The sequence below is a fragment of the Mesorhizobium oxytropidicola genome (assembly GCF_056174625.1).
Genome location: NZ_CM149692.1, coordinates 5,865,851 through 5,890,072, shown reverse-complemented (window position 1 = coordinate 5,890,072; position 24,222 = coordinate 5,865,851). Strand labels below are relative to the sequence as shown.

23 protein-coding genes are annotated in these 24,222 nt (G+C 59.5%); 12 read left to right on the top strand and 11 right to left on the bottom strand.

Annotated elements, in window-relative coordinates; genetic code table 11:
* Positions 1 to 18: 18 nt before the first annotated feature.
* Positions 19 to 1,788 (bottom strand): hypothetical protein, encoded by a 1,770-nt coding sequence (locus AC0V8S_RS29720; protein WP_475435009.1) that lies wholly within the window; start codon positions 1,786 to 1,788, stop codon positions 19 to 21.
* Positions 1,789 to 2,235, bottom strand: coding sequence for a TadE/TadG family type IV pilus assembly protein (locus AC0V8S_RS29715; RefSeq protein ID WP_096456137.1), 447 nt, complete (start codon positions 2,233 to 2,235; stop codon positions 1,789 to 1,791). It abuts the gene before it with no gap.
* Between the two features lie 283 nt (positions 2,236 to 2,518).
* On the opposite strand from AC0V8S_RS29715, the gene AC0V8S_RS29710 reads away from it, so the two are divergent.
* The 4 genes from AC0V8S_RS29710 to AC0V8S_RS29695 all read left to right on the top strand — a co-directional run bounded on the left by AC0V8S_RS29710 (position 2,519) and on the right by AC0V8S_RS29695 (position 7,965).
* Positions 2,519 to 4,111 (top strand): peptide ABC transporter substrate-binding protein, encoded by a 1,593-nt coding sequence (locus AC0V8S_RS29710; protein ID WP_475435007.1) that lies wholly within the window; start codon positions 2,519 to 2,521, stop codon positions 4,109 to 4,111.
* Between the two features lie 163 nt (positions 4,112 to 4,274).
* A complete protein-coding gene (locus tag AC0V8S_RS29705; RefSeq protein WP_095198585.1) occupies positions 4,275 to 5,198 on the top strand; it encodes an ABC transporter permease subunit in 924 nt (307 codons plus the stop codon).
* A complete protein-coding gene (locus AC0V8S_RS29700; protein WP_475435005.1) occupies positions 5,191 to 6,312 on the top strand; it encodes an ABC transporter permease in 1,122 nt (373 codons plus the stop codon). Before AC0V8S_RS29705 ends, AC0V8S_RS29700 begins: the two co-directional genes overlap by 8 nt.
* 33 nt (positions 6,313 to 6,345) lie before the next feature.
* Positions 6,346 to 7,965 (top strand): ABC transporter ATP-binding protein, encoded by a 1,620-nt coding sequence (locus tag AC0V8S_RS29695; RefSeq protein WP_475435004.1) that lies wholly within the window; start codon positions 6,346 to 6,348, stop codon positions 7,963 to 7,965.
* Positions 7,966 to 8,004: 39 nt separating this feature from the next.
* Here the strand turns inward: AC0V8S_RS29695 and AC0V8S_RS29690 are convergent, their stop codons facing one another.
* The 4 genes from AC0V8S_RS29690 to AC0V8S_RS29675 all read right to left on the bottom strand — a co-directional run bounded on the left by AC0V8S_RS29690 (position 8,005) and on the right by AC0V8S_RS29675 (position 10,612).
* Positions 8,005 to 8,349 carry a hypothetical protein gene (locus AC0V8S_RS29690; RefSeq protein ID WP_475435003.1) on the bottom strand — a complete coding sequence of 115 codons (345 nt, stop codon included), beginning with the start codon at positions 8,347 to 8,349 and terminating at the stop codon, positions 8,005 to 8,007.
* Between the two features lie 322 nt (positions 8,350 to 8,671).
* Positions 8,672 to 9,037, bottom strand: coding sequence for a hypothetical protein (locus AC0V8S_RS29685; protein ID WP_475435001.1), 366 nt, complete (start codon positions 9,035 to 9,037; stop codon positions 8,672 to 8,674).
* A gap of 856 nt (positions 9,038 to 9,893) precedes the next feature.
* Positions 9,894 to 10,178, bottom strand: a complete 285-nt coding sequence (locus tag AC0V8S_RS29680; RefSeq protein ID WP_183457626.1) for a hypothetical protein — start codon at positions 10,176 to 10,178, stop codon at positions 9,894 to 9,896.
* Between the two features lie 125 nt (positions 10,179 to 10,303).
* Entirely contained in the window at positions 10,304 to 10,612 is a 309-nt protein-coding gene (locus tag AC0V8S_RS29675) for a hypothetical protein (RefSeq protein ID WP_475434999.1), read from the bottom strand.
* Between the two features lie 111 nt (positions 10,613 to 10,723).
* Between AC0V8S_RS29675 and AC0V8S_RS29670 the strand changes: the two genes are divergently transcribed.
* A complete protein-coding gene (locus tag AC0V8S_RS29670) occupies positions 10,724 to 11,206 on the top strand; it encodes a hypothetical protein (RefSeq protein ID WP_475434998.1) in 483 nt (160 codons plus the stop codon).
* A gap of 259 nt (positions 11,207 to 11,465) precedes the next feature.
* Here the strand turns inward: AC0V8S_RS29670 and AC0V8S_RS29665 are convergent, their stop codons facing one another.
* The 5 genes from AC0V8S_RS29665 to AC0V8S_RS29645 all read right to left on the bottom strand — a co-directional run bounded on the left by AC0V8S_RS29665 (position 11,466) and on the right by AC0V8S_RS29645 (position 17,172).
* Positions 11,466 to 12,467 (bottom strand): site-specific integrase, encoded by a 1,002-nt coding sequence (locus AC0V8S_RS29665; RefSeq protein ID WP_475434996.1) that lies wholly within the window; start codon positions 12,465 to 12,467, stop codon positions 11,466 to 11,468.
* A 1,109-nt stretch (positions 12,468 to 13,576) separates the two neighbouring features.
* Positions 13,577 to 14,263, bottom strand: coding sequence for a hypothetical protein (locus AC0V8S_RS29660; protein WP_475434994.1), 687 nt, complete (start codon positions 14,261 to 14,263; stop codon positions 13,577 to 13,579).
* 202 nt (positions 14,264 to 14,465) lie between these two features.
* Positions 14,466 to 15,242: an IS21-like element helper ATPase IstB gene (gene istB / locus AC0V8S_RS29655; protein ID WP_475434993.1), complete on the bottom strand. Its 777-nt coding sequence runs from the start codon at positions 15,240 to 15,242 to the stop codon at positions 14,466 to 14,468.
* Between the two features lie 13 nt (positions 15,243 to 15,255).
* A complete protein-coding gene (istA, locus tag AC0V8S_RS29650; protein ID WP_475434991.1) occupies positions 15,256 to 16,809 on the bottom strand; it encodes an IS21 family transposase in 1,554 nt (517 codons plus the stop codon).
* 111 nt (positions 16,810 to 16,920) lie between these two features.
* Positions 16,921 to 17,172, bottom strand: coding sequence for a hypothetical protein (locus AC0V8S_RS29645; RefSeq protein ID WP_475434989.1), 252 nt, complete (start codon positions 17,170 to 17,172; stop codon positions 16,921 to 16,923).
* Between the two features lie 124 nt (positions 17,173 to 17,296).
* On the opposite strand from AC0V8S_RS29645, the gene AC0V8S_RS29640 reads away from it, so the two are divergent.
* From AC0V8S_RS29640 to AC0V8S_RS29610, 7 genes are all read left to right on the top strand, one after another.
* Positions 17,297 to 17,518 (top strand): DUF6471 domain-containing protein, encoded by a 222-nt coding sequence (locus AC0V8S_RS29640; protein WP_475434987.1) that lies wholly within the window; start codon positions 17,297 to 17,299, stop codon positions 17,516 to 17,518.
* Positions 17,519 to 17,758: 240 nt separating this feature from the next.
* Positions 17,759 to 18,259 (top strand): helix-turn-helix transcriptional regulator, encoded by a 501-nt coding sequence (locus tag AC0V8S_RS29635; RefSeq protein ID WP_475434986.1) that lies wholly within the window; start codon positions 17,759 to 17,761, stop codon positions 18,257 to 18,259.
* A 2,837-nt stretch (positions 18,260 to 21,096) separates the two neighbouring features.
* Positions 21,097 to 21,732 (top strand): LolA family protein, encoded by a 636-nt coding sequence (locus tag AC0V8S_RS29630; protein WP_475434985.1) that lies wholly within the window; start codon positions 21,097 to 21,099, stop codon positions 21,730 to 21,732.
* Positions 21,733 to 21,860: 128 nt separating this feature from the next.
* Positions 21,861 to 22,418 carry a cytochrome b gene (locus AC0V8S_RS29625; RefSeq protein ID WP_475434983.1) on the top strand — a complete coding sequence of 186 codons (558 nt, stop codon included), beginning with the start codon at positions 21,861 to 21,863 and terminating at the stop codon, positions 22,416 to 22,418.
* A 105-nt stretch (positions 22,419 to 22,523) separates the two neighbouring features.
* Positions 22,524 to 22,799 carry a hypothetical protein gene (locus AC0V8S_RS29620; RefSeq protein ID WP_475434982.1) on the top strand — a complete coding sequence of 92 codons (276 nt, stop codon included), beginning with the start codon at positions 22,524 to 22,526 and terminating at the stop codon, positions 22,797 to 22,799.
* A gap of 20 nt (positions 22,800 to 22,819) precedes the next feature.
* Complete coding sequence (locus AC0V8S_RS29615) at positions 22,820 to 23,479, top strand: CorA family divalent cation transporter (protein ID WP_475434981.1); 660 nt, start codon at positions 22,820 to 22,822, stop codon at positions 23,477 to 23,479.
* Between the two features lie 287 nt (positions 23,480 to 23,766).
* A complete protein-coding gene (locus tag AC0V8S_RS29610; protein ID WP_475434979.1) occupies positions 23,767 to 23,952 on the top strand; it encodes a hypothetical protein in 186 nt (61 codons plus the stop codon).
* Positions 23,953 to 24,222: the final 270 nt, after the last annotated feature.

Genomic DNA, 24,222 nt, shown 5'->3' with positions numbered 1-24,222 from the left:
CCGCCTGGCCACAAATGCCTACTGTACAAGCACCGCCCGTCCGCAGGTCGCTCCGGTGACACGCACGTCGGCCTGGCCAACACCGACACCCAGGGCTGACAGCACATTGTAGAGCAAGTCGTCGACGGGCGCCGTTACACTGTTGAGCAGGGTCACCACCGCCGGCTTGACCGTTCCGAGCAGGGCGGTGAGATCGATGCCGAGACCAAGCACGTTGGCCGAAAGCGATAGGTTGTTGACCAGCGAAGTGGTGAGCGACTGCGAGATGTTGCGCGTCGAAACGGTCTTCACCGTCTTGTTGGCGATGTCGGTCGCGTTGAAAGTCAAGGTTTGCGGGCTGTTGTTGGTGATCGCGGTCGCGGCCGAACCCATCACCTGGATCAAGGGAATGTTGATCAGCAGCAGATGGAGGCTTACATCGGCGATCTCGGCGTCGGTGAAGGTCTGCGGCTGGCTAAAATCGGCAAAGCCGGAGGGATTGTTGCTGTTGGCGAGGTTCAACTGCGCAATGCCGGGGTGCGCGGCGATGGAAACGCTGATGCTGGAAGGCCCTGTCGGACAGGTGATGTCGGTCAGCTTCGCTTCGGCATAGGCGACTTCCACGTTGAGCGGCAGATTGACGGCCAGCAGGCTGATGCCGCCGCCGAGGCCGGGCGTGCCGACACCGACGGAGGCCGTAAGTTTGATGCGCGTCTGGGCGGTCCGCACGGTAGTGCCGATGCCATCGATCGCCAGCCAGGGCGAAGATTGCGCCGGCTGGCCAATGGCGATGCTGAGCTGGGTGTTGAGCAGCCCCGGGATGGTGGCGCCGAGATTGACCGCGGCCTGGTTGGTGCCGTTCGCCAGCACGGCGGCGGCGGTCAGCATACCCATGGCGCTTGCGTCGACGCCGAGGCCGGACGGCTGTTGACCGAGGCCCAGGCTGCCGACGGAACCGAGGTCGATAAGACTGCTGAGCGGGATCTTGACCGTGCTGGTCGACTTGGAGGCGATGGTTTGCAGGGCAACCTTGGCCGTATTGCCGAGGCCGGGAACATTGGCCATGGCCGTGGCGATCTGGCCGACTGTTGCCTTCGAGGCCAGCACGTCCGAATAGGTGCCGGCCGTGATGTTCAGTTGTGTGGCGAGCGCACTGACGAAGGAAAGCACGCTGACATCGGCCGAGATCAGCCCGTTATAGTCCATGACGCTGAGCGAGATGTTGCCGCCGAGAAGTCCACTCAGCAAAGCGTTGAGGATGCCGCCATTGACGCTGAGCAGTCTCGATCCGACCGAGAAAGTCGCCTGCGGCGTCATGCTGGCGGTGGCTTGGGTGCCGATGACCGGACTAGGGATGAGCGAGCTCGCGAAATAGCGGGCAGGGATTTTCGTCAGCGTGACACGCACCGCATTGTACGGTGTCACGCCCGCCTGGAAGCGCTGGGTGACATTGGTGGTCGACGAGGCATATCGGCCCTGCGTGACCGTCACCACCGTCTTCCCGATGGCTGGGGCAATGGTCTGGCCCGGGGCTTGAACGACGACGCCCGGCATGCCGTTGTCGGTGAGCGTGGTGACGACCGCCGTGTTGACATTGTTGATGTTCGAGGCAGCGGTGATCGCTGCCAGATCGACCATCGCCTGGGCTTGCCGGCGTTCGGAGTAGATTGAGGCCTCGTCGATCGCCACCGCGGCCAGCGCCAGCGCGACCGGCGCGCTCAGGGCCGTCATGACGGCGAAGTTCGCCTTCTTGTCGGCCAGCAGACGCTGGGCGATCCGGGCGACCATCGTGCGCGTGCGCAGCAACATTCAGATACCCCCGACCCTGATCGTCGACTGGCGCGTGATCGTGGTCCCCGGCATGGCTATGCCCGGGAACAGGTTCCAGATCGGCAGGTTGCGGGCATCGTACGAAATGGACACCACGAACTGGCTTCCATCAGCCACGCTGTCATTGGCCTGGTAGGTCAGTTTGCTGGCGTCCACGAACGGATATCCGCCGGCATTGTTGGTAAGGTAGCTGGCCACCAGCGTCTGCCGCTCGGTCTGGTTCAACCCGGCGATGGCCGTTCGCGCGGCATCCGCCGCAATTTGCTGTATAGAGTTGGCAGCGCCAAAATAAATGCCGTACGCAACCATTCCGAGTAGAAGAAGGATAAAAAGCGGCGATAGCAGAGCGAACTCGACCGCGGAAGTTCCCGAATTGTCTGTTCGGAACGCGCGCCTTCGGACCCGGGAAATGAGGTTCTGAACCATGCGAATAGCATGCCAAAGTTCGCATGCAGAAAGCGAAAACTCCAGGCACAACCTGGGGATGTGTGTGATTGAAAATGCCGCTCTAATTTAGCCGTTGCTTCTTCGATTCTGAGGATTGACTTAGGGTCAATCAGTACTCGGTTGAAAAGAGCTTACCTCCTGTCTAGTCTCCTGCCACCAGCTGCCGGAGGGAACCGGCGGCGCGCTCAAAGGAACCAGGCATCGGTTCCGGGGCGTCAACACGAAAAGGCGCGCCAACGGCAGCGCCGACAGGGAGAACTTCATGCTGAAAAACATGCTGAAGGCGACGGTATTCGCCACCACGATGGCGGTCGCCGCCGGCGCATTCTACACGCCGGCTTTCGCCGAGACCGTCTACAACAGAGGCACCGCCGCCGAATCGGAATCGGTCGACCCGCACAAGACCTCGACGGTCTATGAAGCCAATGTGCTGCGCGACCTGTTCCAGGGCCTGGTCATGCAGGACGAGAAGGCCAACCTCATTCCGGGCGCCGCCGAAAGCTGGACGGTATCGGATGACGGCACCGTCTACACCTTCAAGCTGCGCAAGGACGGCATGTGGTCGGACGGCAGCCCGGTGACGGCGGACGACTTCGTCTACGCCTTCCATCGGCTGGAAGATCCGGCGACCGGCGCCGAATACGCCTCGATGCTGTATCCGGTGAAGGGTGCGGAGGATTTCAACACCAAGAAGGGCAAGCCCGAGGACATGGGCGTCAAGGCGATCGACGCCAACACCCTGGAAGTGACGCTGAAGGCGCCGACGCCGTACTTCCTGGAGATGCTGACCCACCAGGCGACCTATCCGGTCAGCAAGGCTTCGATCGAAAAGCTGGGCGCCGACTGGATCAAGCCCGGCAAGCTTGTTTCGAACGGCGCCTATACGCTGGCCGAATGGGTTCCCAACGACCACATGAAGCTGGTCGAGAATCCGAAATTCTGGGACGCAGCGACCGTCAAGTTCGACGTGGTCAACTACATCCCGACCGAAGACCGCTCCTCGGCGATGAAGCGCTTCGAGGCCGGCGAACTCGACAGCTATGACGATCTGCCGACCGAACAGCTTGCCGACCTCAAGACCAAGTTCGGCGACCAGATCCATGTCGGCCCGTATCTCGGCACCTATTACTACGCGATCAAGACCGACAAGGCGCCGTGGAACAACCCTGAGCTGCGCAACGCCATCTCGATGGCAATCGACCGCGACTTCATCGCCGAAAAGGTCTGGCAGAACTCGATGCTGCCCGGCTACTCGATGGTGCCTCCCGGCATCGAGGGCTACACGCCGGCAATGGCCAAATATGCCGAGATGCCGCAGATCGACCGCGAGGACGCGGCCAAGAAGATCCTCGAGAAACTTGGCTATACGCCCGAACATCCGCTGAAGATGGAAATCCGTTACAACACCTCGGAGAACCACAAGAACACTGCGGTCGCCATCCAGGAACAGCTGAAGCCGCTCGGCGTCGACGTCACGCTGCTCAACACCGACACCAAGACCCACTACTCCTTCCTCGAGCAGAAGGGCGACTATGACGTGGCGCGTGCCGCCTGGATCGCCGACTACAAGGATCCGGAAACCTTCCTCGGCATCTCACGCAAGGCGAGCGGCAACAACTACTCGAACTACAACAGCCCGGCCTACGAAGCGGCCATGGACAAGGCGGCCGCCGCCGGCGGCAAGCCCGAAGAGCGCATGAAGGAACTCTCCGAGGCCGAGCGCATCCTCGTCGACGATGTCGGCCAGATCCCGCTTCTCTACTACAGCTACCACGACATCGTGTCCTCGAAGCTGCATGGCTTCGTCGACAATGTGATGGATGTCCATCCGTCGCGCTTCGTCAGCAAGGACTGATCCCTGGCCAAGCCGCCGCGCTCTGAGAGGCGCGGCGGTGCTGGTTTGCCATCGCATCGGCCGGGAAGCGGAAGCGATTTTCGGAAAATCCGGTGCGAAGATTTGAAGGCTGGAGCACAATCGTCCAACTGGATGGGCGTGTTCCGGATCAAGTGGGGCACCGATGCTGCGATACGTATTCCGGCGGCTTTTGACCGCCATACCGACGCTGTTCGTCATCGTGACGATGGCGTTCTTCCTGATGCGCGTCGCGCCAGGCGGCCCATTCAACCAGGAGCGTGGGCTGAGCCCCGAGATCAAGGCCAACCTTGAAGCCCAGTTCGGCCTCAACGATCCGCTCTGGCTGCAATATGTCCACTATCTCGGCAATCTCCTGCGCGGCAATTTCGGCCCGAGCTACAATATGCCGGACTTCACCGTGACCGAACTGTTTGCCAAGGGCCTGCCCATTTCCGTCCAGCTCGGTGCCTCGGCGCTGATCCTGGCGCTGCTGCTTGGCAGCGTGCTTGGCACCATTGCCGCGCTCAACCAGAACAAGCTTGGCGACTATACGGTGATTGCGCTGGCGACGGCCGGCAGCACTATCCCCACCTTTGTCATCGCGCCGGTGATCCAGCTCCTGTTCGGGCTGACCTGGAAGCTTTTGCCGATCGGCGGCTGGGGTGACGGCGCCTTCATCAACAAGGTCGGCCCGGTGCTGACGCTGGCTCTGCCGCAGATCGCCATCGTTGCCCGCCTGATGCGCGGCTCGATGATTGAATCGTTGCGCTCTCACCATATCCGCACGGCACGCGCGCTCGGCCTCTCGGACTGGTCGGTGGTGGTCAAGCACGCCTTGCGCGGCGCCATTCTGCCGATCGTCTCATTCACCGGCCCGGCGGCGGCCGCCCTTTTGACCGGGTCGGTCATCGTCGAGACGATCTTCTCCATCCCCGGCGTCGGCCGCTATTTCGTCGATGCCGCGCTCAACCGCGATTATACGCTGGTGATGGGGACGGTGGTGGTGATCGCCATCTTCACCATCATCTTCAACCTGATCGTCGACGTCATGTACGCGGTCGTCGACCCGAGGGTGCGCTATGACTGACATCGCAGCCACTGCTCCTGCCATCGTTGGCCGCTCGCTCTGGGGCGACGCCTGGGCGCGCCTAAAGGCCAACCGCGCCGCCATGTTCAGCCTCTATTACCTCGCTTTGATCGGGATTGTCAGTGTGTTCGGCCCCTGGTTCGTGCCGCATCAGTACACGACGATCTATGCCGACTATGTCCGCATGCCGCCAAGCCTGTCGGCCTATCCGAAGGCCGACATGATTCAGGGGGCACTCACGGATGCCATCAAGCGCATGCGGGTCGATCTCAAGGAGTGGCATCAGGAAGGCAGCCACGTCACGGTCACCGTCACCTCGACCAAGCCGATCGATGATCGCAACATCCGCTACCTCGACCGTTCCGATGCCTTTGACGACACCAAGATCGAGAGCAAGTCGGCCGACGGGCTCGAAGTGACGATGAGCACGTCGGTCAAGCAGCAATATTTCCTGTTCGGCACCGACAACACCGGCCGCGATCTCCTCTCGCGCACGCTGATGGCCGGGCGCATCTCGCTCGCCATCGGCCTGCTCGCCGGCGTCGTGGCGGTGGTGATTGGCGTCATCTATGGTGCTGCCGCCGGCTTTTCCGGCGGCAAGATCGACGAGGTGATGATGCGCATTGTCGATGTGCTCTATTCCTTGCCGTTCATCTTCTTCGTCATCATGCTGGTGGTGTTCTTCGGCCGCAACTTCGTGCTGATGTTCCTGGCCGTGGGTGCGGTGCTGTGGCTCGATATGGCGCGCATCGTGCGTGGCCAGGCATTGTCGATCCGCCGCCAGGAATATGTCCAGGCGGCCGAAGCCATGGGTGTCGGCCAGCGCGGTATCCTGCTGCGCCATGTCATCCCCAATCTGCTCGGTCCGGTGGTGATCTACATGACGCTGCTGGTGCCGCAGGTCATCATCCTGGAGAGTTTCCTGTCGTTCCTCGGCCTCGGCGTGCAGGAGCCGATGACCAGCTGGGGCGTGCTGATTTCGGTCGGCGCCAAGAACATCGGCACCGCCAACTGGCTGCTTCTGTTCCCCGCCTTCTTCCTCGTCTCGACGCTGTTCGCGCTCAATTTCGTCGGCGACGGCCTGCGCGACGCACTTGACCCAAGGGATCGCTGAGATGGGGGATCGATAAAGATGGGGATCGCTGACATGGCCACTCCCGAAACGATCCTCAGCGTCAAGGACCTGCGCGTCCGCTTCCGCACGCTCGACGGCGCGGTCGAAGCGGTGAAGGGCATCAACATCCACGTCAATGCGGGCGAGACCGTTGCCGTGGTCGGCGAGTCCGGCTCCGGCAAGAGCCAGACGATGATGGCGGCGATGAGCCTGCTGGCCTCGAACGGTGAGGCTACGGGCCATGTCGACTATCGCGGCCGCAACCTGCTGACACTGAGCAAATCCGACCTGAACAAGGTCCGCGGCGCCAAGATCAGCATGATCTTCCAGGAGCCGATGACCTCGCTCGATCCGCTCTATTCGATCGGCAACCAGCTGATCGAACCGATCCGCCGGCATCGCGGCCTGAATGCCGCCGAGGCACGCGAGGAAGCGCTCAAGCTCTTACGGCTCGTGCATATCCCCGATCCGGAGCGGCGGATGAAATCCTATCCGCACGAAATGTCCGGCGGCCAGCGCCAGCGCGTGATGATCGCCATGGCGCTCGCCAACGACCCCGACATACTGATCGCCGACGAGCCGACCACGGCGCTCGACGTGACCATCCAGGCGCAGATCCTGATGCTTCTCGCCGAACTGCAGCGCAAGCTCGGCATGGCGATCGTCTTCATCACCCACGACCTTGGCATCGTCCGGCGCTTCGCCGACCGGGTCTATGTCATGCGCCAGGGCGAGGTCGTCGAGGAGGGCGACGCCGAGGCGATCTTCGTCAACCCGCAGCATGCCTATACAAAAATGTTGCTGGCGGCCGAGCCGACGGGAACCAAGGCGCCACCGCCCGCCAATGCGCCCGTGGTGCTCGAAGGCAGGAATGTCGAAGTCACCTTCAGGATCGGCGGCGGGTTTCTGGCCGGCGAACCGCTGATGCTGCGCGCCGTCGATGACATCTCGATCCGGCTGCAGCGCAATCAGACCATCGGCATTGTCGGTGAATCCGGCTCGGGCAAATCGACGCTCGGCCGCGCCTTGCTGCGGCTGCTGCCGAGCGATGGGCTTATCCGTTTCGGCGATCGCGACATTTCCTCCGCCGACCGGCAGCAGATGCGGCCACTGCGGCGCCAGATGCAGCTCGTCTTCCAGGACCCGTTCGGCTCGCTGTCGCCGCGCATGACCGTCGGCCAGGTCATCACCGAAGGGCTGCTGGTTCATGAGCCCAATCTTTCGGGCAAGCAGCGCGACCAGCGCGCGGTCGAGGCCTTGCTCGAGGTCGGCCTCGATCCCAACGCCCGCAACCGCTACCCCCACGAATTCTCCGGCGGCCAGCGGCAACGCATCGCCATTGCCCGCGCCATGATCCTGAAGCCCAAAATGGTCGTGCTGGACGAGCCGACCTCGGCGCTCGACCGCTCGGTGCAGAAACAGATCGTCGAGCTGTTGCGCAAGCTGCAGGCCGACCACGAACTGTCCTACCTGTTCATCAGCCACGATCTTTCGGTCGTACGCGCCACGGCCGACTACATCATCGTCATGAAGCAGGGCAAGATCGTCGAAGAGGGGCCGACCGAGGCGATCTTCAGCAATCCGCAGCACGTCTACACGCAGACGCTGATGGCCGCGGCGATCGATGTGACGCGGTTCCGGCTGAGCGCGTGAGACGTCACATCAGGTAAGGCAATCATCGGGACTGTTCGCTTAGCCCGCTGATTTCGGGCACTTGCGTGCTCGCGCAGCGGCAATGGCATCCTGCTGCTGTTTCAGCCGGTCGATCCTGGCTGTTTCGCGGTTGGCCACCACTGTTTTCACGCGCGAGCCACCAAGCAGCCAGCGCGGAACAGCGGTGTTGGCGACCTTGCCGCGGGTGATCGCGGTTTGCGAGATCTCGCCGGCGTTTTCGCCCAGCGCGCTGTTGAGCTCGGTACAGCTCATGCTGTCGTATTTTGCGGGATCGACCGTCCTGCCGATCGACGAGCAACCGGTAACGAGAAACATCGCAATCACAAGAACCGTTGCCGAGGCTGTCGTTGAGATCAAATTCATGTCCACATCCGGCTCGCCAGTTTCACCGGCTTCATCATACCCACCGAACCATCTGGAGCCGACGATTATTTCGTCAAAGATGCGCTCGCGACAGAACCCTGTGGGCGCGTGAACATACAGGGATTTCCAGCCGATATGGGAACGTTCTCGGCCACTCGAAGTTGGTATCCGTCGAGTGTCTAAATTCAATCACTGGAAACGGAGAGAGTCGTCTCGGTTGATGCCGGGGCGGCTTTTCGTCGCCTAGGGGCGCACTTTCGGCGGCTCGAACTGGTTGTGGCAACCCGCCTTCGTCCCGCACCCTTTATCCAGTCTAGAATTCTCATGCTGCTTCGGCGATGAATGCGGTGGGAGTGCAACCGCCGAGCACTGCTTGGACGATGTCGGTTGCATTTTCATCAACATGCGCCGTCACCAAGACGATCCCGTCGGCAACGCTCCGATCATTCGGCATTGCCGCAGGGGTGATGAATGCGCCGAGCAACCCGCCGGCACAGACCGCGCAAACCAGTGCTGTTGCCGGTAGTCCTGCCGCAATAGGACTGACGCCGCAAACGGCCATGGCGCTCAGGCAGGCCAATGCCGCACCGACCGTACCAAGGATGACACTCGGGGACCTCAGAACTGTGACTTCGTCCCGGTAGGGCCCGATAATGGCAATCTGAACGCGAGGAACACCGACCGCCACCAGTTCTCCAGCAACCCGGGCTGCTCAGCATGGGAATCAAAAAGCTTGCTGATTGTCCGCATGGTCTCAGGGCGTTTTCTTGTCGAGCAACGTGTCGGTAACGATCAAATCGTCATGGTCAATGCTGCCCCGTCCGTCCTCCATCATGGCCGCGACCCTTTGGAAGGTCTTCATTTCGCTCATGGTAATTCGGGCATGCTGCATTCTGGTCCTAAGGTCCGCTACGCGCGTTCCCAAGGCATCGGATCTTATGGCCTCAATGTTAGACATGGTGACGTTCATCCACTTCCGCTCATCTGATTATCTTCGGGTCCAGCAACCGAACAGGGCCGCAGCGCAAACGTTCCCTGGCTGGGCTTCGGTCCGGTGGAACCCCAGACTTTAGTCCGGCCGCAAAATGCAATGGTCTTACCTGTGGTGCTGTTCGGAACGGCCACTGTTCGCAGCCGTTGTCCACCGCACGTCAGGAGGAAATTGATGGACAAGAGTGTTGGCCAAGCGCGCTGGTTGCTCGCACTGATCTTTGCGGTGGCCATCACTTTCATGGCGATTGGAATGACCCATAGCTGACCATCCGAGAGATCGAGCACGAATGGATTTGCAGATTGGCGCAGCTACGTCCCTTCCTGCGCCGATAGGGTTCGCTCGTAGCGTCCGTGTGGCGAGCGAACCCTAAATGTCTAGAGGGCATCCTGCCAACGAAGTGAGATTCTGCGACCCTTTCGGACGGGCTGAATGGTGTCGTATTCAAACGACGGGTCGTCGGTGATGCCTGTATCGGTGTGCCAGATCAGCAACCAAATTTCAGTTTTTTGCAGGCAGGCCCGGCTGCAAGGAGCCGGGCCTGCGGCGTCGATCAATAGCCGTTGTTTTCGATCACCACGGGGTGGTGGTGGCGATGATGGGTGGAGACGGCGCCCGTGACGATGACGGTATCCGGACGATGGTGCCGGCGGCCGTGATCGTAGAACGCGACGGTGCCGTGGTGGCGGTGATGCAGACGCTGGCCGTCCTCGTTGATGATCTTGACGTTGCTGTGGTGACGGTGGTGGGTCTTGATGATTACGTCGGTTTGGGCCGCCGACGCGACAGCCGGCAATCCGATGGAAAGCGCCAAAGCGCACATGACCATTGATTTCATTGCAATTTCTCCATTACCTTGATTAGCCCTTCGTCGGATAACTGCCGCTGGCCCCTTTGGTTCCGGGCTGTCCCAGGACAGTCTCGGAGGCCTCCGGAAAGTCGAAGGACGGGCTATTGCTTGGCCTAAGGCTGAGAAGGGGCCGCGTCTCGCCGACGGTACTTGCAAACAACGAAGTGGCTCGATGCATCGGTCGTGTTCGCATCGGGCAATACGACGATCTGTGCCCAGAAATCGCAATATCGGGCTATCGCTTCCGGCACCTCTTTGGTGCTCATGCCGGAGATAGTGGCGACATCGCCGTCTCTACAGTTGGTCTTGCCGGAAAGCTGGGCTGACGCCGCCACGATTTCGCATGACCGCTCGTCGTCCGCGTGGGAGGGCGCGCAATGGCAGGCAAGCGCAATTGCTGCTGTGAGAACCAGTTTTTCCATGGCGGCTCCAGGCATCACCGGCAGTCCCTCAGGAGCGAACATGCGCTATCGCTAATATAAAAGCAATTCAGCAGGCCAATGCTCGATCTTGCCTATGCGATGGAACATTAGGTGCATCTAATTGTTCTGTTCTCACGGCCGACGCCATCGCCTGGCATCGGCAGAAGATCAGCCGGGCAAAGGCTGATCGGCACGCGTTTCTCCATCAGAGGCGCGAGCTTTTCCAGGCAACGGGAGAAGGATCATGAACAATATAATTTGGCTCGTTGGAGCGGTGGTCATCGTACTATTGATATTGAGCTTCTTCGGCCTGCGATAAGCCCGACGTCAAATATGCCCATGGACCCCTCATCGGAAGACGACCAGCCCAAGCGAACACTGCGAAAGCGCCGCAGGCTATCAGCCGAAGACCGAAACGATGGCAGGGAGTTCGTCGCCCCTTTTCCACCTGAAGACAGGAGCTTCCGCGTCTGGTTCCTGTCCAATGAAACAGGCATCAGCGTCGACCAGGCCGGCGAACTTGTCGACACGATCGACACGGATGGCGCGGCGTTGTTGAATGCCGCGCGGCGGATGAAAATTCACGCGCAATGACCGAGAGACTTCAGCCGCCGACGTCGTCAGCGTTTTCAGCAAGCCCAGTGGCGTGGCGCGTTGGCGACAAAGGGAAGGGCCGCGCCGAGGAGGCAGCTCATCTCGCCGTGTTTTCGGCTGCGATATCAGTTTGAGCGCCAAAGTCGGGATGCGCTAACACGTTGTTTTTCTGGTCGGAGTGGCAGGATTTGAACCTGCGACCCCCTCGTCCCGAACGACGGGGTCTGCCAGCAAAAGCCGGGATTCCCGGCATTTCTCATCACGGCCGAGGGCCTTTGTTCACCTTTGTTTCTGACTTAACCGTGGGGTATCTGTGGGGAGTTGTGGGGGTGTTCTTGTTCTGTGCCTTCGGTATTGAGACAACATTTTTCGGCAGGTTTCTCGAACGCGACTTGGATACGATCGCCTCGGCTGCATCCGCTTGGAAGTCTGGATGATGATGCCCATAGGTTTGGATCAGCATCTCAACAGTCATGCCGAGGAAGCCGGCAGCAGCCCACGGGTCGGAGCCTTGTTGCATTAGCCAAGTGGCAGCGGTGTGGCGAAAGATGTGCGGGGTAACGTCGGTACGGAACACGCGCTTGGCGGTCCCGTCCGGGGCTCTCACATCGTCGTACCAGCCGAGCCCCGCTGCCTCGACCACGGACCGGAAGGCCTTCTTAATCGACTGTACCGGCTTGCCGTTCCACTCGACAATATAGTCCTGGGCGATCATTCGGCCAATGTTTTCGCTTTTGCTGCAACGCCTAGTCTTAATCTCAAGCGGCGTAACCGCCCACCGCCGCACATGGGCAAGCAGACGATCGGGTAGGCGCACCGGTGGCTGCCGCTTCTTCGTCTCAAGGCGGCCAGCTGCGCGACGATAGAACACGCCCCGTTCGAGATCCACATGGCCTGCCCCAGCAGTCGGTCGCACAGCGGCGCCGCAGATCGCGGCTGATCGAGTCCCTGTATAAAGAGCGACCAGGATGAAGCGTGCGACGTGGCGTCCTGTGCGCCGGTCACTTGGCTGGCCCTTCCAGGACTGACGCATCCGCCAAGCAGCGCGTACCAACGCCGCCGCTTCGTCACGGGTCAGCCAGCGGTCCCTTGGCGCGGACTTCGGCGGCAGGACGATCGCCGGCGTCGAGGTTATGTAGCCTTCTCGATGATAGTTGTTGAGCGCCGATCGCAAGTCCTCCAGCTGCCGCCTAGCGGCCGCACCGCCGCCGTGCGCTTTAGCGTAGTCGCGGCAGACCTTGCCGTCGATGTCGCCGATCATCATATCGCCGAACCAGTTCAGCACCGCGACAATACGGCCAGCGGTTTCTTTCGGTTTGGCGTGATTGGGCGCGACGTCTGTTAGGTAAACGCTAACGGCGTCGGCTATCGCGACGTCAGCGGGATCACGACCGCGCTCGCGGACCGGCTGGTACTTTTCGGTGATGTAGCTGGCGAGCCGTTTTCAGCGCGTTCGCGGTTGCCAGTGCCGCCGCAAGCGCTGATGAAGGTGTTGCCGTCGCGGATGAACCAGCCGGCCCGGCTCCGCAAGGTCCCGTCCTGTTTCCTGCTTTCCTCCCGCCAGACGAGGCGTGCCCCTTTCGAAGTCCTCGACATCTTTCCCTCATCTCGGCGATCGCGGCCAAGGTGACATACTCCTTCCCCGCGATCATCTCTGTTACTAGTCGGCCAGCATCCCGCTCCTTGCGCAGCCCTGGTGCCCCCATCGTACCGTCGGGGAAAGCAATGCGAGCGGCTATGTCCAGCCGGAGCGGAGCGCTTTGGTCAGGGTGATTGCTTTGCTCAAAAACGCGATTGGTCATAGATCAGAAGACACGCTGGTGTGTGGAGGCCATCGATGGCGGAGCCAGCCTGATCTAGTTCGCTGTACAATACGGTTCTATGGCCCTTGGACGTGGTACTATAGGGGGAGCGGCTTTCTTGACCGCGGACCGTCCGTCGGCGAGTGCTATTACCCGAAAAAGCAAAAATTTTTGCTGGCCGTAGATAGGTCCATTCCCGCGCAAACCCGGGGCTTTCAACCGAAAAAAGGTGTACCCCTTCCGCTCGTCCCCTCGAGGCGCGCATGTGATCGAAAGATCCGCGATCGAGCCGGTTCCAAAACCTTCTGGCCGGCGTTTGAGCTGCAGGAGGGAAATGTCACCCGAAAATCCAGCTGACTGTGCCGCTGCTCCTCGCGCCTGCAGCGGGACAGCTCGGCCGAGAAGGTGTCGCCCGCGAGATGCCGATGGATCGTTGGGGGGTACGACTGCCAATCGGCAGACTCGAAGAACGCTGCGAGCGCCGTGGGCGAACGTGGCGCCGAAGAAGAACATTGGACAAACATCGGCTGCTTGAAGAAGGAGGGAGAGGTAGCAGAGTGTGAGAGGATCATTCAGGATCCTTAGGGTCAAACTTAGCGATGCGCTCGACGGCCTCTCGAAGCGTTGCCGCCTTCCGCCGGCCTCGCTCCTGGATCATCTCTCGGAGCCGGTCAGACGGAATGGTCGGCACGAAGTCGGCTGAGGTGATTTCGCCATCCTGATAGGTGAAGTTGAGCGCCATCGCTCCGACCAGGTTCAGGTGCTGGGTAAGGACTGAAGCAAGCTCGTTGAGGCTGGCAGCGTGGGCGTACAGGAGAGCCGTGGCCACAGGCGATCTGCGGATGATTGCATTGCTGACCAGGAACTCGAAGCCCTTCCACCACATCAGTTCCCCAATGCCCCGCCATGGGACCGAGTCCGCAGACCGAGCCGCATCTGCGTACCTTGCCAGAAAGTCCTCGTCATAGAGGATGTCGTGGTCGCCGCGCGCCCAGTTGATCTCGGCGTTGCCCTTCTGGTTGATCCTGGCGTTAAGAAATACCCGCGGCGGTCTGTTCTCCTGGCGTGCGAGGTGGCTCCAGTTGGCGGGATAGATCAGGACGTCGACGTGCTCTTGGTTTAGGCCGCAGGCGTAGTCATCGTCGAGCATCTGGGCCAGATCCTCGTTCAATCTCGATGTTCCGTCCTGGTGGCGGTCGCGCGCCGTGGCCAAATAGTCGGAGCTTGATATGGAACGGTCGAATGGTTCGGTCATTTTGAAAGTCCTGTGGAGGAGGGTGGCTGGGCGCCGTGAAATTCCGCCGTCCGATCGCTATGTTAAGAGCGAGTCGCCCGTTCGAAGCGGCGCATAATGCGGATTTCACTAAATTGGGACAGCGATTTCGGTATGTCGCGGCCAAGCGTTTCGCAAAGTCGCGGACAAGGGAAGGGGATCGATTCCGGTTGCCTTGTTTCTGTCAGGAGCGATTGATTTCGGTTATTTCGTCGCCGGTCAAGAGCGTCGCTGTTTTCTGCTTTCGCATGCTATCGCCCTCGAGGGTTATGCGGTGGGCGTTGTGAACGATACGGTCCAGGATCGCATCGGCTAAAGTGGCCTCTCCGATCATTTCATGCCATGCGGCCACGGGAATTTGAGCGGTAATCAGGGTCGATTTGCGCCGGTAACGCTCCTCGAAGATTTCCAGAAGATCGAGCCTTTGTCTGTCACTCAGCGTATGCGTTCCCCAATCGTCGAGCACCAGCAACTGAACACGGGCCAGCTTGTCGATGAGGCGCGGGAAGCGCCCGTCTAGCCTCGCCAGTGCCAGGTCTTCGAACAGGCGTGGCATTCTGACGTAGAGCACGGAATAGTCGAGACGGGCCGCCTGTCGAGCGAAGGCGCAGGCGATCCAAGTCTTTCCGGTGCCCGTTTGGCCTGTCAGAATCAAGTTCTCGTTTGCCTTCAGCCATGCTCCTTGCGCTAGGGATAAGACGTTGCGGCGATCAAGACCGCGGTGGGTGCTGAAGTCGATGTCTTCGATCGAAGCATTGGCAAACCGCAGCTTTGCCGTTGCCAATCGATTGGTCAGCCGCTTGTCTGTTCTCAGTGCGATCTCGCGATCGAGCATCAGGCCGAGCCGTTCGTCGAAGCTGAGGTCGCTTCCATGGCTCTGCTCGCCAAGCTGGCGATAGGCGGCAGCCATTCCGGCAAGACCGAGCGTGTGCATTTGATCAAGCATTGGATGGGTCAGCATCTGGTATCCTTTCTCATTGATAGTAGGTTTTGCCGCGGATGTTGCCGTGCGGCGGTGCCGGCTTGACGGCCTCACTCATAGGCGGGGCTTGGTCGAGACCCGATTTGAGAATGTTGGCGACGGACGAATAGCTGAGAGCATTGATGATCAGCGCCCGCTCACACGCCATTTCCAGGCGGTCGGATTTGTAGCGTCGCGCCAGGGAAAGGATGCCCTGTGCGGACCGATACCCTTGTTCCGGATGTGGGCGATCACTCAGCAGACGCTCGATAAAGATCGCTGTGTTGCTGCCGACTTTTGCCGCTTCCATCCTCAATGTGTGAGGCGTCGTGTTGGCATAGCGCTGGTGCGACTTCGGCATATGCTCATTGACGGTGATGTGGCCTGAGCGCTGCGAGCTTCGGATGTGACTGGCAACACGTTTATGGTCGTGGAAGATCTCGACCACCCGATACGTCAGCCTCACATCGACCCGTTTGCCGATCAGGCCGTGCGGCACGGAATAGAAGCTTTTGTCGACCTCGACATGATAGTCAGGATGGACCTTGGCCGCTTTCCACTCGGCATATTCAAACGGTGTTGCCGGCAGTGGTTTGAGTTGCGCACGCTCGATCTCATCAAACAAATCGCGCCGGGACTTGCCGTAGCGGCGCATGATGCGGCCGTTCAGGTCTTCGATCAAAGTGCTGATCCGAGCATTGAGATCGGCAAGGCTGAAGAAGCGTTCGTTTCTCAGCCTGGCCAGGACCCACCTCTCCACGATTAAAACCGAGCCTTCGGCGGAGGGTTTATCCCGCGGACGTTTCGGCCGTGCTGGAAGCACTGTTGTGTCGTAATGCTCGGCAAAAGCGGCAAATGTCGCGTTGATCGTCGGCTCGAACCACAGAGCCTTGGCGACGGCCGACCTGAGATTATCGCAGATCGTTGTCTTCGTTACCCCGCCGAAGTAGCTGAAAGCCCGTTGGTTGGCTTCAATCCAATCCGGCAGCTTCTGGCTGAAGCTCGCATAAGAGAACGTCAATTGCGACGCGCTCAGCACCGCAACGTAAATCTGCGCCGCGCGGATCTCTCCTGTCGACGGATCGATGACGGGGATCGTGTGCCCGGCATAGTCGCATTCCATCGCAACACCAGCAACGTGACGACTGCGATAGGTTGGCTTGACGCGGCTCTCGAATTCAGCGAATCGGCCACAAAACCAAGTGTAACCATAGCCGTCCGGATGGGTCTCACGGTATTCCTGCCACAACAGATTGAGTGTCACCCCCTTGCGCTTCAGCTCGCTCGCCATCTTCGGCCAGTCCGGCTCAGCGGTCTCGCGCGGCGGCCGTCCCATCCGACGAAATAGCCGCTGTTCCAGTATCTCATCATCATCCAGCCCAGCGGGCAGCGGCCAAACCGCAAGGCCAGCTTCCCGCGCTCGCAGCAGATACGTTGAAACCGATGTCTTGCTGATCTTCAAACGGTCCGAAACGGCGCGCACAGGAAGCTCCTGCTCAAACGTCAGCCGCAATATCGATCGGATGTCCTTCACGCTCGTATGTCTCGCTTGCTTCCGTCTCGGCATTATGTCCTCGCTTAAAATGCGAGGGCAAAATGCCAGATTGGCGCTTACGAAAATCGATCTCTAAACCCGTCATCAGCTTGTCCGCGACTTACTGAAACGGATGTCCCGTACTTACTGAAATCCTTGGCCGCGACTTACTGAAATCTGTGTCCCGAACTTTGTGAAACCCGCACGCATAACATGGTGGTAGACTTCCGGGGTCTTGTGGCCGGCGTTCGTCATCAGGGTAGCAGCCCTTCGCAGCGCTTCGATCGTTGGCTTAAGGGCGGGCAACTGGTCATCTTCGTGATGAAGGTCCAGTTCCGAGGAGAGTTCGCGCAGGAGGTCGGTCAGCACTTTTGCTGTTGTGTGGTCGATGGTCATGTTGTGAGTCTCCTTAGCGGTAGTTGTTGATCGTATACGGTGCGTTTGCACTGTTTGCGATACATAAGTGGCGCAAAATTGCCTTCAATAGGCCGCCGAAGATTTTTTGCGGGAGAATGTTTGGATGACCGAGACCGAGTGGGAGCGACTGATCAGCGGGTTGTTGAAAGCTGAGCTAAAGCTTCAGGGCCTGAGCTACGCCGACCTGGCCGAGAAGTTGGCTGCCATTGGCGTCGAGGAAAAGGCGGCCAACATCCGCAACAAGCTCTCACGTGGACGCTTCAGTGCCGTCTTCTTCGCGCAGTGCCTCAAGGCGATAGGGTCGCAGAGGCTGAAGCTCGACTGACGTTGGCGCCTGCGCCTGGTCCACGCATCGATCTAGACGCAGCAATCACGGCACTGGTTGAGCGATGCGGGGTTCGGCCTTGGATCTGAGTCAGGCTTTGGCGCGGGCGTGATCACGTACGGAGTGGATGATCCAGGCAGAGTTAGTTCTCTTGCCCTATAGTATTGCAAAGAACGTACCTAGCGCATGATGAGCGATGGGGCCACATGCCGGTCGGACAAAAGCATTGAAAGGAACCATATGTCCGACGAATATTTGACTGTAACAGAAGTCGCAGACTTGCTTGGTGTGCGCAAAGAAGATGTTCTCCGAATGGCTCAGCACGGCCTCCTGCCTCAGCCGGTTGCCATTGACGGGAAGCCGCATTTCCTGAAGGAGCCGATCTTGCGTCGCCGCGAGCAAGAGGATGACGCTTTCCCCTCTGCCGGCGTTTACCTCTCTAAGGGAGAGGAATTTTTCTACTACAGGGTGGTGAAGGCCAGCCACTTGGTCCTTTACAAGAATTGGCCGTTCGCTGCCTTCACGCTCTGGGACGGAAGCCTTCACATCCGCCCTTGGCTCACCCACATTGTTGACGATCTCCCCGATCACGATGACATTCTGCTTTCGTGTCAGGACACAAATGTCCCGGAGGTCAGGTTGGAAGATTTGGCTCTGCCCAATTCGATCGTGTGGGGATACCAGTGGGTCGGGCAACACGATCTGGCAAACGTGCCTGTAGCTCCAATCGTGAAGCACTAACCTCGGCAGGCCCCTTGCGGCCCTTGCTATGCCGAGTTTGCAGAGCTTAGCAGCCGCAGGCAGGTCTGCTGCAGCTAAACGCGACCAAAGGGGCCATGGAGTGGCGCAACCTCTGTCCAGTTCTGCGCCGCTCTAGTGACGATGGCGCGCAAGCGGCAGAAATCGAGGAGTGGATAATCACCGCTATTCTCCGCATTAGGTTGCAACCTTAAATATTTGCCGGTGCATCTGCTTGCGACGACGCGGGACACGCCGCAGGCAGACACGAGGAGCCGGTTATGCGTCATGTGAGTTGTCGCGGCGTCGCTGTGTCCGGGCGAAGCGGAAGGTAGATAGGTGGACGCCAGCTTCCAGAGAGTCAGGCTGCTCTGCCCGATTTTCTTTGGGGAAACCACGATCGTTGTTCTGCAAATGCGCGTGAGAATGAGGCTATCCCGCCTTATTGTGGTGGTGTGAGCGGTGGCGGGCAAACCAGTTCGGCTGTCTACCAAATTTTCATTGCGTGTGCGGCTTCTCGATTTTGATTGCATAAGCCGCCAGTTTGCGGGATTGACAAGACAATCACACTTGGCCCCGACACGGACGAATCCGGACCTCGGCTTGGGTCCATCAAGCCATCCGCTACCTCGACGAGGCCAGGGTTCGCAGACCGGCCGGTAGGGTGCTCGAGGCAATCGAAGTCAATCACTGGATTAAGAAACTGGAATAAGCCATTCTAATCGCGTGGCTTTTTCCCAATTATAAGTTCTTTTATTTCTCCCTCCATTCCCCAACGCGGGGAAATAATAAACCTAACAGAACGGTACTTGAAATCGCGGGGGGGCCAAAAAGTTTGACTATAGTATGTATAAAATAATGGTCTTGCGAGTTGGGCACTCAGGCTGTTCGGTTTATTCCCGCGTCACTATGTGAGCACCCATGGCCAGACCCAAAACGACGCTGCGTGAGAGAGTTGATCGGAAGTCCCACATTGAGGGCAACCACCTGATCTGGGATGGTCCAATGCGCGGCCGGCGCCCACACCTCCACGTTTCGGCAACCCCGCCCGTGTGCTGCTCAATCTGGTGGATTTCCCACGGATTTCAATCCGTCCCACCTGCCTAGAGCCACGATGCATCGAGCCCCACCACTGGCGAGTGGTGAAGGAGCGCGACTACAAATACCAAGACCTCCCGCCCGTGACGTGGCGCGACCCTCGCGACACCGCAACGGCCGATTTCAGCGACCAAGAGGTCGAGGAGATCCAGATGCTGGTCGAGGAAGGGAACATTGACGAGGTCGAGCTCGCGAAGTGGTACCGGCCGAAGTCGTGGCCGAGATCCTCCGGCGCGCCAGCGCCACCTAGGTCCCACCAACAGCAACAGCAATCGCAACAGCAACCCGCTCTCGTCTTCGTCCTACCGGGGACGAGGCGCAGGCGGAGATTTGTCATGCCTATCGTCTACCGCGTCGAAGGCCGCGAAGGCATGGGGGGCCTTCAATCACGACTACCAGGTCGGCCACTGTCGTGCGGATGTTCACGACAACGAGGTCCCGGGCGAGCTTCATCGCAGGAGCTAAGATGGCCCGAGCGCCTACAGAGAGCGCGAGCAGGGCAACAGCACGCTCTGGGACGCCATCGGCAACTACTCCAACGTGCGCTTTTGCACCGTTCTAAGAACGATCCTGGACGGCTTGTCGAAATCCGCAGCTCTCGCCAATGGCGACCTGGAGGCCTTTCGAGGAGAGGCACTCCGTGCGGTACAGGGGAACCACCTATAGCCTTGTGCGGCGCGATCTCGGGCGTAATCAGCTGTTGAACACAGGCGTCGGTTGCGGGGCAGATCTGCCGCAGATCAACCCGATATCAGCGGCAGCTCGCGAGGAACTCAAAGCATCTGGCATTCTCGTCAGCGATGTCCTTCAAGGAGCAGGCTCCAGGGACTACCGTCGCCATCTCCATACCAGGCCAGCCCTCACCGGTGAGGATCTGCTTCTTTCGATTTGCGTCCCTACATCGCGCATTCGTTATGTGGTGTTGCTGGCCTTGCCCCCGCGACCGGAGTCATCGTGCTGCATCCCTCGTGCTGGCACGCTACGAGGCACAACTGAACCAGCTTCAGACAGGGCTTGCGAAGGACATTGCCGCTGGCGATCCCGAATCTGCAGAGGCGATGCGGGACTGATCGAAGCCGTCGCGATGTTTCGAGGTCCATCGAGGATTGGCGGGATCGAAGTCGAAATCGCTGGGCGGCTAACACCACTCCTGGGCGAGGAGGCATTCCCCCACGGCGTCGAAGGGGGAATGGTGGTAGCCGGAGAGCGCTACCGCCTTTCCCCCTCTTCTGAAGCCGTGCGATATTTTCTAGGGTCTTAGGCGTGACGGTGACGGATCTGTCTCGGTGTTTGAAAGACCGCCCGGGGAGGGGCTTCTGACCCAATGTCAGGCGGCCCACTGCGCTCTGAATCTCAACCAAGCGCCACCAAATATCTGAATAGGCGCGAAATCGCAGACAACCGACGGAACATTAGGCTGTCCTAAATGTTCCCTTTCAGGGTGCGAGGCATCGTAGGCACGCAAGATAGCGCGGGCCTCGCTTTAATTTTGGAGATGAGTCAATGCATAGCATAATCTACATTGTAGGGCTCGTGGTCGTTGTTCTCGCAGTTCTGAGTTTTTTTGGTCTTAGGAGATAGGCGCCACGCAGGCCAAAATACTCGGACAGCAAGGCCTTGGGGGATGGGGATGACAGCTACGCGGCGGTCGAATCATTGCCGGGATGGATGTCTAGACGTGAACTCTTTCGATCAGGCGCGCGCTCGGTGTGATAAGAGACGCGCTCCGGGTGGGATAAGAGATGGGATATAAGATCAAAAGACTGCTGGTTTTCTGTTTTGCCGTTGTTAGCGCCTCAGGGATAAATATCGAACTTGCGACTGTGGCCTCGGCCGCGCCTGTAGAAGCCGCGACGATTGCCGCTCACTTGACATCCGTAAAGTCAATGTCCGGGGACTTCGTTCAGTCTGGCCCAAGAGCGCAAAAGACCAGCGGCAGATTTTTTCTCCAGCGCCCGGGCAAGCTTCGGTTCAACTATGCAGGCCAATCAGGGGTCAGCTTAATTGCAGACGGAAAATCCGTCGTGATCTACAACAGGAAGCTCAAGACATCCCGTCTTTATGCTCTCTCGAAGACGCCGCTTAAGCTCCTACTCGACGATAAGGTCGAATTCTCTGGCAATCGCCTTAAAAGCATCAGAGACGAGGGCGCCCAGGTTATCATTAAGTTAGCCGACAAGTCTGCTTTCGGAAACTCGAACATCGCTATGGTGTTCGACAAGAAATCGCTCGATCTACTCAGATGGAGCCTCACCGACGAGAGGGGCCAAATCACAACGGTCACTATCTCCAATGTGAAGGAGGGCGTTCGCGCTCCTCCTGGTACCTTCACTATCGACTATGCGGCAAACCGTGAGTTCAACACCACAACGAAATAACGGCCGGCTGCTGGCAACTGATCGAAAGAAGACGGGCTTGGAAATTTATGAGAAGGCGCTTGAGGAACTATGGAAACGTGGCGCTTCGCGGAGCTAGCGCGAAAATCTTTCGCGACTGGAGTCCTTGAATGGCACTGTCCGGTACGACAACCCGTTACGGAAGCCTAGCCCAGGCGCTTCACTGGCTGACAGCGTTGCTCGTGCTCATCGCGTTCCTAGTCTCAGTAGGGGGGCCTCCTGCGCGCGTGTACTCAGCTGCCAGTGCTCCGAGATTGCTGCTTCACGAGTCACTCGGCTTCACTGTTTTCTGCTTGCTGGTCGTTCGTTTGATCTGGCGCCTGTTCGATCGTATTCCCCAGTCGCCGCCGATGCCCACATGGATGGACGTCGCCTCAAGGGTGACGCACTGGACACTCTACGCACTTCTTTTTGCTGTTCCGGCCACCGCCATGCTGGGGGCCTGGTTTGGCGGCCATCCGGTGATGCTATACCGGTTTGGCGCGCTGGGTCCGTTTTTCAGGCCCTGGGATGCCGGCGCCTCGCTCGCAGAAATCCACGGGACGCTAGGCGACGTCATTATGTGGCTCGCTGGCTTGCACGCGGCTGCAGCTATCTTCCATCACGTATTCCTGCGCGACCGCGTGCTGCGCCAGATGCTGCCCGGGATTTCCGACCCGTCGCCTTAGCGCCTGCGTGAACATGGCTGCCTCGACGGCCAGGGATTCGTTTTTTCGTCTGGGCGGCGATTTCATGCCAGCCAGGCCCTGTGTCGCCAGAAGGGGCATCGTCAGATGTTGAGCATCTATCCAGAAAGCGATGTGCCGAAGGCGCAGGGCAAAACCATATGGTGGGACGTTCGCGATCCTGCGCCAGCCGAAGTCGCGGAGGTCAAGAAGGCGGCTGGGATCGAAGTGCCAAGTCGTGAAGCTCTCAGCGAGATCGAAACCTCAAGTCGGCTGAAGGCGCGAGACGGTGTGCTGTCGATGAGCGTACCGATGGTAACCCATGCTGAGCGCGATGGCCCGCAAATCGCGCCGATCGGCTTGTACTGTCGCGCGAGCACCTGATCACGGTACGGTTCGCGGCTTTGCCGGCCTTCGACGCCGTGGCTGCACGGTTCACTGGCTCCGAGGAACGGCCGGGGTCGAGTCTCGAGGTGTTCGTTGACCTGTGCGACGAACTTATCGATCGACTGGCCGATGGTCTGGAAGAGGTGGCGACGGAATTGCGTGACCTGTCGACAACGGCCTTCCATGTGCCCGAAGGTCAGGGGCGTAAGGCAGTGCGTTCCAACAAGCTTATCCGAGCACGGCTGCGCCAACTCGGTCGCCTGGGCGACTATCTCTCTGAAAAGCGTGATGCGCTGTTGGCCTTGGGTCGTGCGATAGATTTCGCATGTGAGTTAACCTCGGACTGGGCCGGCGGGCAATTGAAGCCGCGCATGGCAGGCCTGAAACAGGACGTTGCATCGCTCGACAATTATGAGGTCCACCTCTCTGACAAAGTGCAGTTTCTGCTCGACGCCATGGTGGGTCTGATTGGGATCGCCCAGAATGATATCTTCAAAATTCTGACGATAGTATCGATCGTCGGTATACCGCCAACGCTAATCGCGGGCATCTATGGAATGAATTTCAAGTTCATGCCTGAGTACGACTGGATGTACGGCTATCCCTACGGGCTGGCTTTGATCGTGTTGAGCGCCATCGTGCCCCTCGTCTGGTTCAAATGGCGGGGCTGGTTCTAAGCGCAGATTTCAAGCCCAGCATGCGCCACCGCTGCCTCCATCTCGATCAGGGCGTAAACGGCGCTTCGCCGTTTTTCTAGGTTCCGTTCCTGGGGAACCCAAGGAGCGGTTGTAGGCAGAGGTTCAGCGCGCAAGCGTCAGGCGCGTAAACCTTACGCGACGACCACAAGGACCTGCAGCAGCGCATTCTGGACATGACGGGCGGCAAACGCCCCGACTCCGTGATCGAGGCGGTTGGCATGGAAAGCCACGGCCTAGGCGGTGTCATCTAGACTTTGCAGACCGACTTGACGGCCATGGAGCGGCCCTATGCCCTGCAACAGGCGCTGATGGCCTGCCGCCCCGGCGGCACCGCCTCGCTCCCTGGCGTCGTTATCGGCAGCGTGACCGTGCCCATGGGGCATTTACGTCGGAAAAGGACTGACGAGGATGACGGGGCAAAACGCATGTTCAACGCAACCTCGCGCCGTTGATGCAGCTCATCGAGAAGGTGACATTGATCCTTCGTTTCTGATTACCCACCGCATCGACCTCGAAGGCGGGCCCGAGGCCTGTAAGACGTTCCGCGACAAGAAGGATAGATGCATCAAGGTTGTCATAAAGCCCTAGCAAACACTATCGCAGACGTGTCGAGCGGCGCTTCGCGCCACTCGACACGTCTGCGGTCCTTCATGATCTCTCGCGGACTGCATCCGCACACGCACCCGAACCAAATCTCGCCGACGACGTTGAGTCGCGCGTTG